Origin of the sequence: Halalkalicoccus sp. CGA53 (assembly GCF_036429475.1) — an archaeon.
GTDB lineage: Archaea > Halobacteriota > Halobacteria > Halobacteriales > Halalkalicoccaceae > Natronorarus > Natronorarus salvus.
Genome location: NZ_CP144125.1, coordinates 1,030,575 through 1,045,633 on the forward strand (window position 1 = coordinate 1,030,575; position 15,059 = coordinate 1,045,633).

14 protein-coding genes and 1 tRNA gene are annotated in these 15,059 nt (G+C 65.7%); 9 read left to right on the plus strand and 6 right to left on the minus strand.

The annotated features are described in order from the left end of the window. Positions 1-52 precede the first annotated feature (52 nt). Positions 53-1,732 carry an aldehyde ferredoxin oxidoreductase family protein gene (locus V2L32_RS06610; protein ID WP_331235687.1) on the minus strand — a complete coding sequence of 560 codons (1,680 nt, stop codon included), beginning with the start codon at positions 1,730-1,732 and terminating at the stop codon, positions 53-55. 156 nt (positions 1,733-1,888) lie between these two features. Between V2L32_RS06610 and V2L32_RS06615 the strand changes: the two genes are divergently transcribed. From V2L32_RS06615 to rdgB, 9 genes are all read left to right on the plus strand, one after another. Continuing rightward, positions 1,889-2,044, plus strand: a complete 156-nt coding sequence (locus V2L32_RS06615; RefSeq protein ID WP_331235688.1) for a hypothetical protein — start codon at positions 1,889-1,891, stop codon at positions 2,042-2,044. Positions 2,045-3,098: 1,054 nt separating this feature from the next. Further along, positions 3,099-3,941, plus strand: coding sequence for an AAA family ATPase (locus V2L32_RS06620; RefSeq protein WP_331235689.1), 843 nt, complete (start codon positions 3,099-3,101; stop codon positions 3,939-3,941). After that, complete coding sequence (locus tag V2L32_RS06625; RefSeq protein WP_331235690.1) at positions 3,934-5,277, plus strand: hypothetical protein; 1,344 nt, start codon at positions 3,934-3,936, stop codon at positions 5,275-5,277. The genes V2L32_RS06620 and V2L32_RS06625 overlap by 8 nt, the downstream gene beginning before the upstream one ends. 369 nt (positions 5,278-5,646) lie before the next feature. Continuing rightward, the gene (locus tag V2L32_RS06630; protein WP_331235691.1) at positions 5,647-5,958 is read left to right on the plus strand and encodes a 30S ribosomal protein S24e; all 312 of its coding nucleotides are present in this window, start codon (positions 5,647-5,649) and stop codon (positions 5,956-5,958) included. Then, complete coding sequence (locus V2L32_RS06635; RefSeq protein WP_331235692.1) at positions 5,959-6,093, plus strand: 30S ribosomal protein S27ae; 135 nt, start codon at positions 5,959-5,961, stop codon at positions 6,091-6,093. Further along, positions 6,094-7,662 (plus strand): bifunctional N(6)-L-threonylcarbamoyladenine synthase/serine/threonine protein kinase, encoded by a 1,569-nt coding sequence (locus V2L32_RS06640; RefSeq protein ID WP_331235693.1) that lies wholly within the window; start codon positions 6,094-6,096, stop codon positions 7,660-7,662. A 44-nt stretch (positions 7,663-7,706) separates the two neighbouring features. After that, entirely contained in the window at positions 7,707-9,143 is a 1,437-nt protein-coding gene (locus V2L32_RS06645) for an O-antigen ligase family protein (RefSeq protein WP_331235694.1), read from the plus strand. A 37-nt stretch (positions 9,144-9,180) separates the two neighbouring features. Then, positions 9,181-9,477, plus strand: a complete 297-nt coding sequence (locus V2L32_RS06650) for a DUF5808 domain-containing protein (protein WP_331235695.1) — start codon at positions 9,181-9,183, stop codon at positions 9,475-9,477. Beyond that, positions 9,478-10,014: an RdgB/HAM1 family non-canonical purine NTP pyrophosphatase gene (gene rdgB / locus V2L32_RS06655; RefSeq protein WP_331235696.1), complete on the plus strand. Its 537-nt coding sequence runs from the start codon at positions 9,478-9,480 to the stop codon at positions 10,012-10,014. Here rdgB and V2L32_RS06660 read toward each other — a convergent pair whose 3' ends face one another. From V2L32_RS06660 to V2L32_RS06680, 5 genes are all read right to left on the minus strand, one after another. Beyond that, positions 10,015-10,482: a DUF7384 family protein gene (locus V2L32_RS06660; RefSeq protein WP_331235697.1), complete on the minus strand. Its 468-nt coding sequence runs from the start codon at positions 10,480-10,482 to the stop codon at positions 10,015-10,017. Positions 10,483-10,715: 233 nt separating this feature from the next. After that, the gene (locus V2L32_RS06665; protein WP_331235698.1) at positions 10,716-11,381 is read right to left on the minus strand and encodes a potassium channel family protein; all 666 of its coding nucleotides are present in this window, start codon (positions 11,379-11,381) and stop codon (positions 10,716-10,718) included. 55 nt (positions 11,382-11,436) lie between these two features. Further along, positions 11,437-12,468: a DNA-methyltransferase gene (locus tag V2L32_RS06670; RefSeq protein WP_331235699.1), complete on the minus strand. Its 1,032-nt coding sequence runs from the start codon at positions 12,466-12,468 to the stop codon at positions 11,437-11,439. Between the two features lie 22 nt (positions 12,469-12,490). Next, positions 12,491-13,828 (minus strand): M28 family peptidase, encoded by a 1,338-nt coding sequence (locus tag V2L32_RS06675; RefSeq protein ID WP_331235700.1) that lies wholly within the window; start codon positions 13,826-13,828, stop codon positions 12,491-12,493. A gap of 1,122 nt (positions 13,829-14,950) precedes the next feature. Then, positions 14,951-15,022, minus strand: a tRNA-Thr gene (locus V2L32_RS06680). Positions 15,023-15,059: the final 37 nt, after the last annotated feature.

The following is a 15,059-nucleotide window of genomic DNA, read 5'->3' on the forward strand; positions in this document are numbered from 1 at the left end:
CGACCGTCCTACGGTTGCGCCGGTAATGACTTACAGCAGACCGTACGACCCCTCAGTCGTCGGCCGGGGCGGGTGCCGAGGCGCTCTCGACGACGCCCTCGTCGGACCAGCCGCGAACGCCGTAGTACTCGGTGAGCGCGTCGTCGAAGCCCTCGAGCTGGTCGACGTACGGCAGCGTGTCGTCCGCCCGGTCGAAGCCGCGCTGGTTGTTGAAGTGCCGCTCGAGTTCGACGACGCGGCCGCCCACCTCGAGCAGGTCCTCGTAGTCGGCCTCGAGGAGCGCCTCGTACCTCTCGGGGTTCATCACGCCGCGGGAGAACCGACAGACGATGCCGCAGTCCTCGAGCGCGCGGGCGTTCTCCTGGCGGGCGACCGCCTCGGGCTTGCCCTCGAAGCCGCTCTGGGGGAACGCGTCGTCCTTCCCGACGAGCGGGTACTCCCAGGCGTAGAAGGTCGAGTACATGTGGTCCGCCCCGCGGTTCGACACCGCGTAGGCCAGCCCCTGGCCGTGGAGGGTGCGGCCCTCGTGGCCCGCGAACGAGAGGTTCTTCACCGTGAAGTTATCGACGCCGAGCTCCTCCGCGGCGCGGCCGATCCCCTCCGCGAGCGTGTCGCCGATGCCGTCCCTGTACGCGATCTTCTCGACCGTCTCGTGGATCAGCTCGGTGTCGCCGAAGGCGTCCTCGCTCGCGAGGTAGCCCGCGACCGTGTTTCCACAGGAGATGGTGTCGAGGCCGAACTGGTCACAGAGCTCGTTCGACTGCATCACGTCGACGATGTCGTCGACCGCGCAGTTCGACCCGAACGCCATCACCGTCTCGAACTCCGGCCCCTCGGTCTCGACGCCGCGCTCGTCGTCCTTCGTCGGGAGTTTACAGGCAAAGGCACACGCCGAACAGGTCCCCTTCTTGTACTTCTTCTCCTCGACGCGATCGCCGTTGATCCCCTCGACGCCCTCGAACTGCTGTTCGGAGAAGTACCTGGTTGGTAAACCGTTCACCTCGTTCGCCAGGTCGGTCACCGACGTCGTCCCCTGGCGTTTCATGATGTGGTCGTTCGTCGCGGCCTCGCGGTGGACGTCCATCTGGACTTCGTCGATCTCGATCTCGGGGTGCGAGTCGCCGTCGAACGTGATCGCCTTCACGTTCTTCGAACCCAGGACCGCGCCGAGACCCCCTCTTCCGAAGGCCCGGCTCTCGGTCGTCATGATCGAGGCGAACCGGACGAGGTTCTCACCCGCCGGGCCGATGCAGGCGACGTGCTCCTCCGAGAGGTCGCGTTCCTCGGCGACGTACTCGGTGACCTCCGAGGAGGTCGCCCCCTCGAGGGTCGGTACTTCTTCGAACTCGGTACCAGAATCGGTGACGTGGAGCACGAGGAGTGCGTCGCTCTCCCCGACGATCTCGACCGCCCCGTAGCCCGCGCCCGCGAAGTTCCGTGACATGAACCCCCCTGCGTTCGACGAGCAGAGGCCGTCGGTGAGCGGCGAGAGCGCGGTCGCGTTCATCCTCCCCGTGAAACTCATCTGGGAGGTCTGCATCGGGCCGGTCGTGAGGTAGAGGCGGTTCTCTTCACCGAGTGGATCCGCGTCGAACGGGATCCGGTCGTGGGCGAGCGCCGTCGCGACGCCGCGTCCGCCGATGAACTCGGCGAGAACGTCCTCGATGGCTTCCTCGTTCGTGGTGCGCTCGCCGACGTCGATCGTGAGCAGTGGGCCTTCGGCGTGGAGCATTGTTGGGGGTTCGTGCGAGGAGGAGTTAACGGTTGGTGTGGGGTGGTGTCGGGCAAACGGAGTGTTTTCATCAACACCACAGAACCATGTGTCAATGGCCGACTCGCAGGCGGTGCTCGACGCGCTGGGGGGATCGCCGATCACGTCAGGGCGGAGATGAGCGAGCAGGACATCGAGTGGGTGGTTGGGTCCGCTTCCGGGTGGACGGACACGATGTACGTCACCGTCGACATCGACGCGGTCTACCTGATGGAGATTCGCCGCCCTACGACCCAACCAAGTGAATGCAACGGCTGGCCGCTTACCCGCTAGTGGGGGTTCTGGAACAGGAGTTGGCCCGAACGGATCAGTAGTTCCGATCCGACACTTCCGCGGCGATCGAGGCCGCTCGTTCGTAGGCATCGTCGAAACGATCGATCTCGTCTAACCGGATCCAGCGACTTGAGAACCCCCGCCCGCACCCCTCTTCCGGATCGCAGTCGATGATTACCTTCCATCCAGTCGACTCCTCTTTCAGGCCATACAGGATTCGCTCGCCACATCTGGGACAGCGTGCGGACTCGTGTGGATAACGGGGCATCGAGGGCTCTGGTTCCGTTATCGTTTCTAAAACTTCGGACAGAAGTAGAGGAAAGCTAAAGGAAGCGTACCGAGGAGTGGAGCCAGACAGCATGTCCTACGATGGCCCTCGGATATTCCAGGCGCCGTACGGGAACCGAGCGGCGCAGGAGAACTTCGATCGAACCGTTATCGAGGGCGTGTTGGCAGACCGGCTCCGAGAGCACACTGACCGCGCCTTCGAGACGGATCGAGTGCGACTGTGGGGGACGAAGAAGACGGTAAAGGGAAAGTGGAGGAGAATCAACCCTGGCGATTTCCTGATCTTCTACCGTAACGGCACGTACGAATACGCGGCTGAGGTCATCGACACCGAGGAAAACGAATCTCTGGGCAGGATCGTCTGGCCGAATCACGAGGATGGTAGCCCGTGGATCTGCATCGTCTACCTGGAGGAGCCGATCGAACTCGGCGTCGATTCGAGCCTCGTTCACGATCTCGCGGGATACGATATCGACTATCCGATGGGTTTCAGCCCGCTGAGCGATATAGGAATCGGCGGTATCAGGGGGAAGTTCGGCTCGGTCGAGGAGTTCGTCTACGGCTCCGTATCCGACTCGGGAGGGTCCCGCATCGACGTCGATGGGCAGGTCGAAGCGAGTATTCCGGAGTCGATCCTATCGGGATTGTACTTCCCCGCCGGAAGCGGACCGAACTCGTCGGACAGGTCACCGCCGCGATCAACGCCGGCAAACACGTCGTCTTCACCGGTCCGCCGGGGACGGGAAAAACCGAGATCGCGCGCCGGGTGTGTAAACACCTGTCGAGGGGCCACGACGAACTCTATACGGGCTATCGACTCACGACGGCGACGGCGGACTGGTCGACGTTCGAGACCGTTGGCGGCTACATGCCCGAGGAGGCGGGCGATGGCGAATTGACGTTCGAACCGGGCCAGGTGCTCCGGCGGTTCAAGCGAGGCGGCGAACAGCGGAACGAGCTGCTGATCGTCGACGAGATCAACCGCGCGGACATCGACAAGTCGTTCGGACAGCTGTTCACGCTGCTCTCGGGCCAGGCGGTTCAGCTGCCGTACAAGCGGGAGGGCGAGGAGATCGAGATCCTACCGGCCGATCGGATCGACGGGGAGCCGAGCGCACACGAGTACGTCGTTCCGACGTCGTGGCGGATCCTGGCGACGATGAACAGTTACGACAAGACCTCGCTCTACGAGCTCTCGTACGCGTTCATGCGTCGGTTCGCGTTCATCCACGTTGATGCACCCGAAATCCCCGAGGACTCGGATCTACAGGTCGAACTACTCGAATCGTACGTCGACATGTGGGGAGTCGAACCGGACGAAGACGTGCTCCGGATCATCGGCGGGGTGTGGCGGGCGACCAACGCGACCGTCGAGGGTCGCAAGATCGGTCCCGCTATCGTCCGAGACATGCTCGCACACGTGTTCGAGTCGGAGGAGGATGTCGAGACGGCGAGTGCACAGGCCGTGACGAACTACGTGTTCCCACAGTTGGAGGGCGTCCCCCGTCGGGAACGGATCGTCAGCGAGATAGCGACGGTCGACGGAATAGACGAGAGTCGGCTGAAACGACTGGGACGCGACGTGCTGGGGGTCAGCGTAGATGGATAGAGGAGAACTCCTCGAACGCCTGACGCAGGACATCCTGGCGTACGTGATGCACGGGGGATTCTCCGAGGATCGTCTGGCGAGCGAGATCAAACCCGACGGCTTGGATGAGCGTTTCGACGACTACGAGAGCCTGATCCGACTCCACTTCGTCCTCCGACCGGACGTCGTCAACTTCGTCGAAGCGCTCCCGCAGCGTCTACGTAGCGTAAAGACCCAGACGAAGAACACGATCAGGATGAGTCGGGGACGGATCGATGGACGCATCGACTGGTCAGCGACTGTTCGAAAACGATACTCGACGAACCCGCGCGACACCTCGTTGTTCGTCTGCCGGAACCGATCGGAGAGCTACGACATCGACGAGAACGTCGTCCTCAAACGACTCCTATCGGTCATCTACACGACGCTGACGGACTGCGAACGGTACCTCCTGCGGGAGTACGAGTGGGTCACCGACCGGTGGCGAGAGAACCTTGAGCTGGTCGATACGATGATCGACCTGTTCGAGCGGAACGTCCACGTTACGAGGATCAGGGATCCCGAGGAGTACGAACCGACCGAACGGATGTTGCAGCGGACGGCGGACTCCAGAGAGCCGATCTATCGCGAGGCGGTAGAGCTCACACGGACGTATCGTAGCAGTCTCGCGGGCGAGGAGGTAGCGATCCGTGAACTGCTGGACGAAACGGCGATTACGCCGAACGACGAGGAGACGCTGCTTGAACTCTTCGTTCTGTTTCGGTTCATCGCGACGATAGAACGGCTTGAAAACGAGGAGTTCCGGCTCCGAACCATCGAATCCGGATCGCAGGAGGTCGCCCGGATGGCGAGCGGTGATCGGGAGATCGTGCTGTATCACGACAGCTCCGCGGGCGACCGGGGGCTCAGGTTCGCGTCGTCGGAGCCCGACAAGGAACGGTCGAAGCTCACCCGTGCGGAGATGGTGAAACGGGAAGCCCGCGAGGTGACGGCGGAGTACTTCGGAACGGAGATCTCGTCGGTCTGGACGAAACGGCCCGATGTGATCGTCCTCGAAATCCAAGGTGACGAACGGACGGAGTATCTGATAACGGAGATCAAGAACTCGACGAGGAAGGAGACGATCCAGCAGGGGATCGAGGAGACGCTTGAGTATCTCGCGTTCCTCCAGCAGGACCGAAAGTTCGTCTACGAGAAGGACACGGACTACTTCGGAACGGGCTGGAATGGCCTCTTGGTGATTCAGGACATCGAGGAAGTGACGAGGGGTCTTCGGGATCAGCGGTCGATCCGAATCCTGCAGGCTACGGAGGTCGAGGACAGGCTCGAAGAGATCCTACGAAACGTCGCACTATGAGGATCGAATACGTACGAAACCGACCCTGACAGCGAAAGCGCCTGCAGGCGGGTATCGACGAGGCCGTCTACGACCTGTTCGACCTCATCGAGGAGGAACGACGGGTGATCGAGGAGTATCTGGAGGTGTTCTGAGCGCGGGCGGGTGCGTGGCGGTCGGTCGAGCGCTGCACCCGCGAGCGACCGAAGGGAGCGAGCGGTTTTTTGGTGGCGGGCGAGACGGCCTGCCGTCTCGCTGCTTCCGCGAACGCTCCGCGTTCGCAGAACAGATTTTTGCGGTGAGCGGGTCGCGAAGCGACCCCGAGCCGCAAAAAGGTGCGTTCGAAACCCTTTTAGCCGAATCGCGGGCAACTAGGTGTAACTGAGCATCATGGATATCGAGATCATCGACGAGGAGGAGAACCCGATGTTGCACCGGACCGACGTGACCTTCGAGATCGTTCACGAGGAGGCGACGCCCTCACGGCTCTCCGTGCGCGACAGCCTCGCGGCGAAGCTGAACAAGGACGCAGAGGAGGTCGTCATCCGCGAGATGAACACGAAGTTCGGCATGCGAAAGACCGTCGGCTTCGCGAAGGTCTACGAGGCAGCCGAGTTCGCGCGCGACGTCGAGACCGAGCACATGCTCGACCGGAACAAGATCGCCGGGGGCGACGCGTCCGAAGAGGGCGAGGAAGCGTAGATGGCCCGCCACGAACTCTACGGCGAGGACGGCACCACCGACCGCGAGCAGTGTCCCCGCTGTGGCGATACGTTCCTCGGGAACTACGGCGACCGCGTCCACTGCGGGAAGTGCAGCTACACCGAGTGGCAGTGAATGCGCGTCCTCGGTATCGAGGGTACCGCGTGGGCGGCGAGCGCGGCCTGCTTCGACACCGAGACCGGTGAGATCGCGATCGAGACCGACGCCTACCAACCAGAGAGCGGCGGGATCAACCCCCGCGAGGCGGCCGAGCACATGGCCGGGGCGATCCCGGATGCCGTCGAAACGATCCTGGTCGAGCACGGACCGCTGGACGTCGTCGCGTTCTCCAGAGGGCCCGGTCTCGGGCCCTGTCTCCGGATCGTCGCGAGCGCGGCGCGGGCGGTCGCCGGCTCCCTCGACGTGCCGCTCGTCGGGGTCAACCACATGGTCGCTCACCTCGAGATCGGCAGACATTTCTCCGGGTTCGACTCCCCGGTCTGTCTGAACGCGAGTGGGGCGAACGCACACGTCCTCGGCTTTCACAGGGGGCGGTACAGGGTCCTCGGGGAGACGATGGACACGGGCGTCGGCAACGCGCTCGACAAGTTCACGAGACACCTCGGCTGGTCGCACCCGGGCGGGCCGAAAGTCGAGGAGGCGGCGAGGGAAGGGGGATACGTCGACCTGCCGTACGTCGTGAAGGGGATGGACTTCTCCTTTTCGGGGATCACCAGTGCCGCGAAGGAGGCGGTCGATTCAGGTAACGAGATCGAGGACGTCTGTTTCTCGCTCCAGGAACACGTCTTCGCGATGCTCACCGAGGTGACCGAGCGTGCGCTCTCGCTCACCGGGAGCGACGAACTCGTCCTCGGAGGCGGCGTCGGTCAGAACGCGAGGCTGCGGGCGATGCTCGCGGAGATGTGCGAGGCACGCGGCGCGGACTTCTTCGCCCCGGAGGGACGATACCTCCGGGACAACGCGGGGATGATCGCCGTCCTCGGCGCGCGGATGGTCGAGGCGGGCGACACGGTCTCGATCGAGCGCTCGAGCGTCGATCCGAACTTCCGGCCGGATCGGGTCGAGGTCACGTGGGACGCCGGCGGATCGGTCTCGCGGTTCGCGGACGAGGGGCGGGAGGTCGTCGGCGCGGAGGCGGTCGTCGAGATCGGATCCGATCGGGTCGTGAAACGCCGGGTCCCGAAGTCCTACAGACACCCGGGGCTCGACGACCGGCTCAGACGCGAGCGAACGGTCGCGGAGGCCCGGCTGACGAGCGAGGCGCGCCGCCACGGCGTTCCGACACCCCTGGTCGAGGAGGTCGATCCCCGCGAGGGGACGATCACCTTCGAGCGGGTGGGCGAGGCGGAACTGCGCGATGAACTCACCACCGAACGAGTCCACGAGGTCGGCTCCCACCTCGCGCGGCTCCACGGCGCGGGGATCGTCCACGGCGACCCGACCCCCCGAAACGTGATGGTTGGAGGTGAGAGAACGTACCTGATCGACTTCGGTCTCGGCTACCACTCGGCGAGCGTCGAGGACCACGCGATGGACCTCCACGTCTTCTCCGGCACGCTCTCGGGGCTCGCGGACGACCCCGATACCTGTCGGGCGGCGTTCGAGGCGGGGTATCGTTCCGCTGGAGACGAGGGGACGCTCTCACAGCTCCGTGAGATCGACCGACGCGGCCGCTACCGGTAGCTCGACCGAAATACCCATCCGCTGTCGTATCGTTCACACGAACGATGAGTCAGCAGGCCGACCGATCGACTGGGCTTGCGGGGGCGTACGTCGGGCGTGAGCCCGAGTCGGGGGCCCGCAGTCCGCTCGGTCTGATGGTCGGACTCCCGTTCGCGGTCTTCCTGGGTGCCGTCGTCCTCTCCGACACGACGGCAGGGGGGTGGTTCACGAGTCGACGCCTCGCGCTCTTCGCGCTCGCGTTCCTCGCCGTCCTCTTCGCCGACCGGTGGCTCGCGGGGGAGCGAACGGAGGTCGAGACGGGCCTCCTCCTCGGTCGGTTCGCACTGCTCGTCGGGTTGCTCGTCGTCGTTCACTACGGCCGATCCGGGGTGATCGACGGCGGGTCGTCGCTCGCGTTCGCCGGTGTCCTCCTCGCGCTGATCGCGCTCTCGCTCGCCCACCCGACCGCCCGCGACCGGCCGCTCGAACTGGCGAGCGTCGGGCTGTTCGCGGTCGTCCTCGGGATCTACTTCTCCCACGCCAGCGCACTCGATCCGGCGACTGCTTCGGCACGGTTTCCCCTCTGGGCGGGGATCGTCGCCGCGAGCTGTCTCTTCGTCGTGCCACGACACCTCCCCGAGGACTGGACGCTCGCCGCGATCGCGGCGCTCGCGACGCCCGTCTCCGCCCTCGGACTCTCGACGCTCGTCCTCGGGGCGTACGACCTCGGCCCGTTCGCCGTCCAGCCCTGGTCTGCGACCGTCCCGGTCCCCCTCGTCGGCGAACTCCAGTCGACCCGTTCGCTCTTCGAGAACCCGAACACGTTCGGCCTGCTCGCGTTCGCCGGCACCGCGGCGGCGGCCGTCGGGACCGTCCGGGCGTGGCCGACCGATCGGGCGCTCTCGATCGGGTTCGGCTTCCTCGCGCTCGTCAACCTCGGAGGGCTGGTCCTCTCGAACAGCCGGGCCTCGATCGCCGCGTTCGCGGTCTTCGCGGTCGTGTACGCCGTGGCCCTGGTGGGCGGTCGACGGACGTACCCGCTGGCGATCCTCGCCACGCTGGTGGGGGCCGTGGGCGTCCTCCTCGCGATCTCGCTCGGGCTGATCGACTCCGCGGGTCGGCTCGAACTCTGGAGCGCGGGGCTCGCCGTGGTGGCCGACGCACCCTCAGCGCTCGGCTACGGCATCGTCGGCACGGGCGCGACGATCGAGCCGTACCTCGCGGAGCGGAGCGGGTCGGTCCACAACTCCTACCTCTCGACCGCGATCCGCGTCGGGGTCGTCGGCGGTCTCGCCTACCTCGCGCTCGTCGTCGCTCCACTCCTCTACGCTGCGGTACGATCGGCGAACGTGAGTGCCGCCGCGCTCGCGCTCGCGAGCGCGTGGGCGGTCCACCAGCTCTTCGAGGTCTACTCGCTGATCCAGGTCTCGACCCCGGGGGTGCTCGCGGCGCTCGCGCTCGGCTATCTCCTGGTCGGTTCGGCGGAACCCGGCGATAGGTAGCCGAACCTTCTTAATGCGGCCCGCCGTTGTCCCGGGTATGGCAGACGACGAGAAACCGGAGACGGGAACGATCCTGGGCGTTCCGTACAACTTCGAGCGACCGAACCTGCGACGGCTGCTGTCGTCGTACTGGCAGCCCGGCCAGGGGATGCTCGTCGAGAAGCCCTTCGGCGTCGGCTACACGCTCAACCTCGCCAGCTGGCGGTCGTGGGTCGTGATCGCGGTCGCGGCAGCGCTCTTCTACCAGGAGCGATCCGGGGTGGACGAAGAGGAGGTCGCCGACGATGACGACGACGAGGGCGGCGAGCCCGTCGAAGTGATCGTCGAGGACTGAGTGCTCCGGTTCGTCACCGGGAACGAGGGGAAGGTAGAGGAAGCCCGCGAGTACCTCCCCGAGCCGGTCGAACGTGTCGAATACGGGTACACGGAGGTCCAGTCGGACTCGCTGGCCGAGATCGCCGTCGCGGGCGCCCGCGAGTCCTACGAGGCGATCGGCGAGCCCGTGTTCGTCGACGACGCCGGGCTGTTCGTCGAGGGGCTGGCCGGGTTCCCGGGGCCGTACTCCGCGTACGTCGAGGACACGCTCGGCGTCGATCGTGTCTGGCGGCTCGCGGATCGCGAGTGCGAGGAGCCACGCAGGGCATCGTTCAGGGGCGTCGTCGCGTTCTGCGACGAGCAGGGCGCGGAGACGTTCGAGGGGAGCGTCCGCGGTCGACTGGTCGCACCGAGGGGCGAGGGTGGTTTCGGCTACGACCCGATCTTCGAGCACAACGGGCGAACGCTCGCCGAGATGAGCACCGGGGAGAAGAACGCCATCTCGCATCGAGGCCGCGCGCTCGCGGCGTTCGGCGACTGGCTCGCCGAGCGGTAGTCAGGCCCTCGGGTCCCGGTCCGGACCCGGATATTCCCCGCCGACGACCGCCTCGTAGAGCGAGGCGGCGTCGAACAGCCTGACGAACCCGGCGGGGTGTTTCACGCTCGTACTGAGTCGACTACGGAGCCGCGCCGCGGTCTCGGCCGACCTGAGCCGGTCGTCGAACGAGAGGACGTGTGCGGCCTCCCCCCTGTACGCCGACGAGAGCGCGGGGTGGTCGCCCGGCGTCCCCTCGACGGACTCTCTGAGATCGTCGATCCGAACCCGCCAGTCTGCCGCGAGCTGCGGCTCCGAGAGCCGGGTTATCGCCTCTTCCGCATCGTCGACGAGCGCGTCGCTCGCGACGAGCGTGACCCAGTCGTGAGCGCGCACGAGGTCCATCGCCTCGCGGGCAGCACCGTCGATAAAGAGGTCCGCACAGAGTACGTCGCTGTCGGCGACGATCCGGATCGAATCACCCCTCATCCCTGATCGCGCGGATCGTCCGCTCCACTCGCTCCCGGTCGACCTCGTAGCCCGACGCGCGGGCGAACAGGTCGGCCCACCTCCGTGGTTCGTCCGGACTCATCGCTCGGCCCGTGGACGGAGATCCGCCCCCGTCTGACTCTCGTCTGACGTGTTTTTATGACGTTCGATACCGTCTCCCTCACCGGGGCCGGAGAGACAGTACCTCGGCGCCCCCACCCACCTTCCTCCATTCACTGTCCCTGCTCGTCGAGCAACAGCCCTCGAACGGCGTCGAGACTCTCGCCGTCCCCGAGGACCGCGACCCGATCGCCGGGGTCGGCGCGGGTCTGGGGGAGGGGGATCGTCAGGGGGTCGGTTCCGGAGCCGTGGGCGTAGACCCGCGCGTTCTTCGGCAGTTCGAGCTCTGTGAGCCGTTTGCCGGCGGCCGGAGCCGTCTCGTCGACGGTGATCGTCGCGAGCTGGAGGAGCTCGGTGAGTTCGGCGACGACGTTGAAGTTCCCGCCGAGCAGCGCGGTCTTCGCGCCGGCCGCGCCCAGCCGTTCGGGGTAGATGATCTCGTCGACGTCGTCGGCGTACTTCCTGTAGATAGCCTCCTGGTAGTCGTCGTCGATCCGCATCACCGTCCGGCAGCCGTGGTGTTTGCCGACGAGACAGGCCGCGAAGTTCACGTTCAGGTCCCCTGTCAGCCCCGCCAGCGCGTCGGCCTCCTCCAGCCCTGCTGCTTCGAGCACGGACTCGTCCGCGCCGCCGCCCTCGATCGCCTCGTACCCCTCCTCCTCGGCTCGTCTGACCTTGTCTGGGTCGTTGTCGATCGTCACGACCTCGTGGCCCTCCTCTCTGAGCACCCGGGCGGTCCGCGCTCCGACACGACCGTAGCCGACGATCACGACCTTCATGGACTCCCTGAGGTGAGCGAGCACAAAAACGTTCGTGCGCTGTGGGGTCGGACTGCTACACCCGCCGGTGGGTGAGGCGGTACCCCCCGTCCATCCGATCGACGTCCTCTACGGTGTAGAACCCGATCCGTCGCTCCTGGGCGGTCTGGACGGGGACGTCGTAGCGTTCGGCCTCGTAGCCGAGGTCGCCGCCCTCCCCCTCGACCCGTTCGACGAACGCCCGGTGGTCGTCGAGGCGCCGCTCGACGACGTGCTCGGAGAGCTCCTCGACGGACTCCACGCGGTCGTCGAACACCGACGCGAACCCCTCGTCGAGTTCGTAGCCGATCGAGCTCCGTCCGGCGACCATCGCCGCGAGCGAGGTCGTCCCCGTCCCCCAGAACGGGTCGAGCACGGTATCGCCGTAGACGGAGTACATACAGAGCAAACGGTACGGGATGGCGAACGGGAACGCCGCCGAGCGCTCTCTGAGATCGGGGTCGGCGAGCCCCTGTCCGATCCCCCGGACGTCGTCCCAGAGGTCCGAGAACCACCGGTTTCGTTCCTCCCAGAAGTACGCGCTCTCGTAGCGCCGATCGGAGCCGGGTTCGAACTCCCGCCGGCCGCCCTTCCGGAAGACGAGGACGTACTCGTGTTCGAGCGTCGCGTAGGCGTTCGTCGGCAGCATGCCCGAACCCATGAACTTCGCCCCGCTGTTCGCGGGCTTCCGCCAGAGGATGTCCGGAAGCGGCGTCAGCCCCCGCTCCCGGAGCGCGCGGGTGATCCGGACGTGGTTCGGGTAGACCTGGAACTCCCCTACCGTTCGGGTGGCGTCACCGACGTTCACGCAGGCGACCCCGCCGGGCGCGAGCACTCTCTCGACCTCGTCCCAGACCGAGTCGAGCAGCCCGTGCATCGCGGAGAACGCCCGGTCGCCGTCGCCCGCATCGAGCGCCTCACCGACCGCCGGATCGAGCGCGGAGAACGCCTCGTCCCAGAGCTCGATCATCGGGTAGGGCGGGGAGGTGACGACCAATTCGACCGAGCTGTCGGCCACGTCGTCCATCGATCGCGCGTCGTCGAACCGGACGGCGTGGTCGGTCTCCATACCCCGGCGCTTTCCCCTCCCGCTACCTAAGTGGCTCGCCGTAGTGCCAGCGGCCGCCGACTTTCAGCTCGTTCACGTAGCCGTCGGCGAGCGCGTCCTTCGTCGCCTCGCGTGACCGGTGGTCGAGCGTCACCGCCTCGTTCGCGAGCGCGAAGACCGCTTCGGCCAGGAGCGCCGCGAGCGCGCGAAGGTCCCGCACGTCGAGTTTATCGAGCGTGTCCGCGTGCGTGTGGCCCCAGCCCCGGCCGCTCTCTCCCGATTCGGAACTCGCCATCACCGCGGGGACGCCCTCCTCGACGTACGCCCACTGATCCCCGTGTGGGCTCACGGTGTCGTGCGTCGAGAGCGGCACGTTCCGATCCTCGGCGAGCGTCTCGAAGACGGCACCGAGATCTTCGAAACCGTTCGTCCCGACACGGAGGTTTCTGGAGTTTCCCGCGCCGTCGACGTTCACGACGCACTTCACGTCCTCCAGATCCCGGGTCGCCGCGTCGTGGTACGCGCCGTAGAGACCGATCTCCTCGGAGCCGAAGGTGAGGAGCCTGACCCGGGTCTCCAGGTCCTCTTCGACCGTCGCGAGCAGCCGCCCGACCTCCGCGACGAGCGCACAGCCCGCGCCGTTGTCGTTCGCGCCCTCGCTCACGTCGTGGGCGTCGACGTGCGCGGTGAGCAGGAGTTCCTCCTCCGTATCGGGTCCGATCTCCCCCACCACGTTCCGTGACGTCGCGGGTTCGTTCCGACAGTCGACCGAGAGCGCTGTCTCCACCCCTTCGGAGCGGCGGAGGAGGCGTTCGCCGAGCTCCGCCGAGACGCCGGCTGCGGGGATCGGTCCAGGCCGGTTGTGGTAGCCCACCTCGCCAGTGGGCGGGAGACAGCCCTCGACGTGGTTCCGGAAGACGAACCCTGCCGCCCCCGCCTCGGCACAGGCGGTGTACTTCTCCATTCGGTGGAGCCAGCGACCGAACTCCTCGGGCGTGCGACTCGAGGCGATCGCGATCGAGTCCGAGAGATCGGCCGCGTCGATCTCCTCCTGTGTGCCGAAGCCGACGTCGACGAGCGGCCCGCTCACCTCGCCGGCCGGCGTCCCGGGCAGTGCGATCACCTCGTGGTCCTTCCCGTAACTCCGATTTCCGACTGAGAGCGAGGACGAACCGCGCCACCAGCCGGGGATCTCGAACTCGTCGACGGTCACGTTTCGCGCGCCCGCGCGTTCGAAGGCGTCCTCGATCACCTCCGCACCGCGGCGCTCGCCCTCCTGGCCGGCCATCCGGTTCTCCACGTCGACCAGTTCGGAGAGCACCGACCAGGAGAACTCGCTGTTGTACGCCTCGCCGACGACCGCGGGGGGTAGCCGTCCCATACCGATGGCTGGTGCTACCGGGGGATCAACGTGGGGGTAGAGGCCGTTGGCACCGGCTCTCGGGGGGTAGCCAAAGGATGAAAGTGGACGATGATCGCTGCGTTGCCGGGTGGGCTGCGGTTACGGTGGATGTCGCCAGTGTATCTCTGTGCGGGATGGTGGATGTCGCCAGAGTGGCTGTTGTGGGATGTCGTGGTCGCGCCGACCACCCGACGATTCTCCCTACTGGAGGGGACGTAAAATAGGTGGCAGTCCGTTAACGTGCCTTCGGCTCGCTTCGACTCGTTCGGCACCTTTCACACGTTTTACGCCAGTTACCGCCGCGCTAATCTCTTCCCTAACTCAGCTATACGAAACGTGAATTTTAGGAACTCGGGTCCTGCTCCGGCCTTATGGATCAGTTATACTCCTGAAAAACGCGAGTGTCACCCGGATATTCAGCGATGGGACGGAGAAGGGACTCGAATACGCACTCCCGCAATTCTTGCCTCTACCGAGAGTTCGGTCTGATCGATCCGGCCGGGTCGCGAACGAGACGCGGATTCCGGTCGACCGTAGGCCACCGGGGTCGATTCGCTACCGGCAGGGCGAGATCCTCCCAAGAGGGGGTTCGGAACGGCGTCGAACTCGGACGATGCTCACCGACTCGGTCACCGGAGAGTCGGTATCCGAGCTTTCGTTTCCGTACCTACATCGCAAGTTTTGTCGCCGTTCAGTCGAACGCGATTCAGTCGTCCTCCGCTGTACGTGCCGATGTATGCGCCGAACACTCGGAAGGTTCCGTTGCGGGTTTCGATAGCAGCCTCCTCCGTCGATCCACCCGGACTTTCGAGTGGTAGGACTCAGCCCAGTCGGGCTGAGAGCTAGATAGGTGCAGATCGGCTCCATAGTCGACTTCGAAAACGACCGGCACGGGAGATACCCGGATGACGGTTTTCGGTCCGTAGAATGTCGACGAACACGCACAGACGTTCCTGCTCGCCCTGCGGGCTGTGCGAGCTGTGCCTGGCCTGCTCAAATCCCGGGTCTGGCTTTCGCTTCTCAGGTCCGTTCGTCACGAAATTCTGGCGCAATCCCGTCGATAATCAGAGGAGATCGAAGATCTCGGATACCACTATAGAAAGCCTAGGCCGGGATTTGAACCCGGGCTCTCGTCCTTACCAAGGACGCGCTTTACCGCTAAGCTACCCAGGCGCAGTTTCCGCTTGCCCGCCCCCGAGTTTATCGGTTT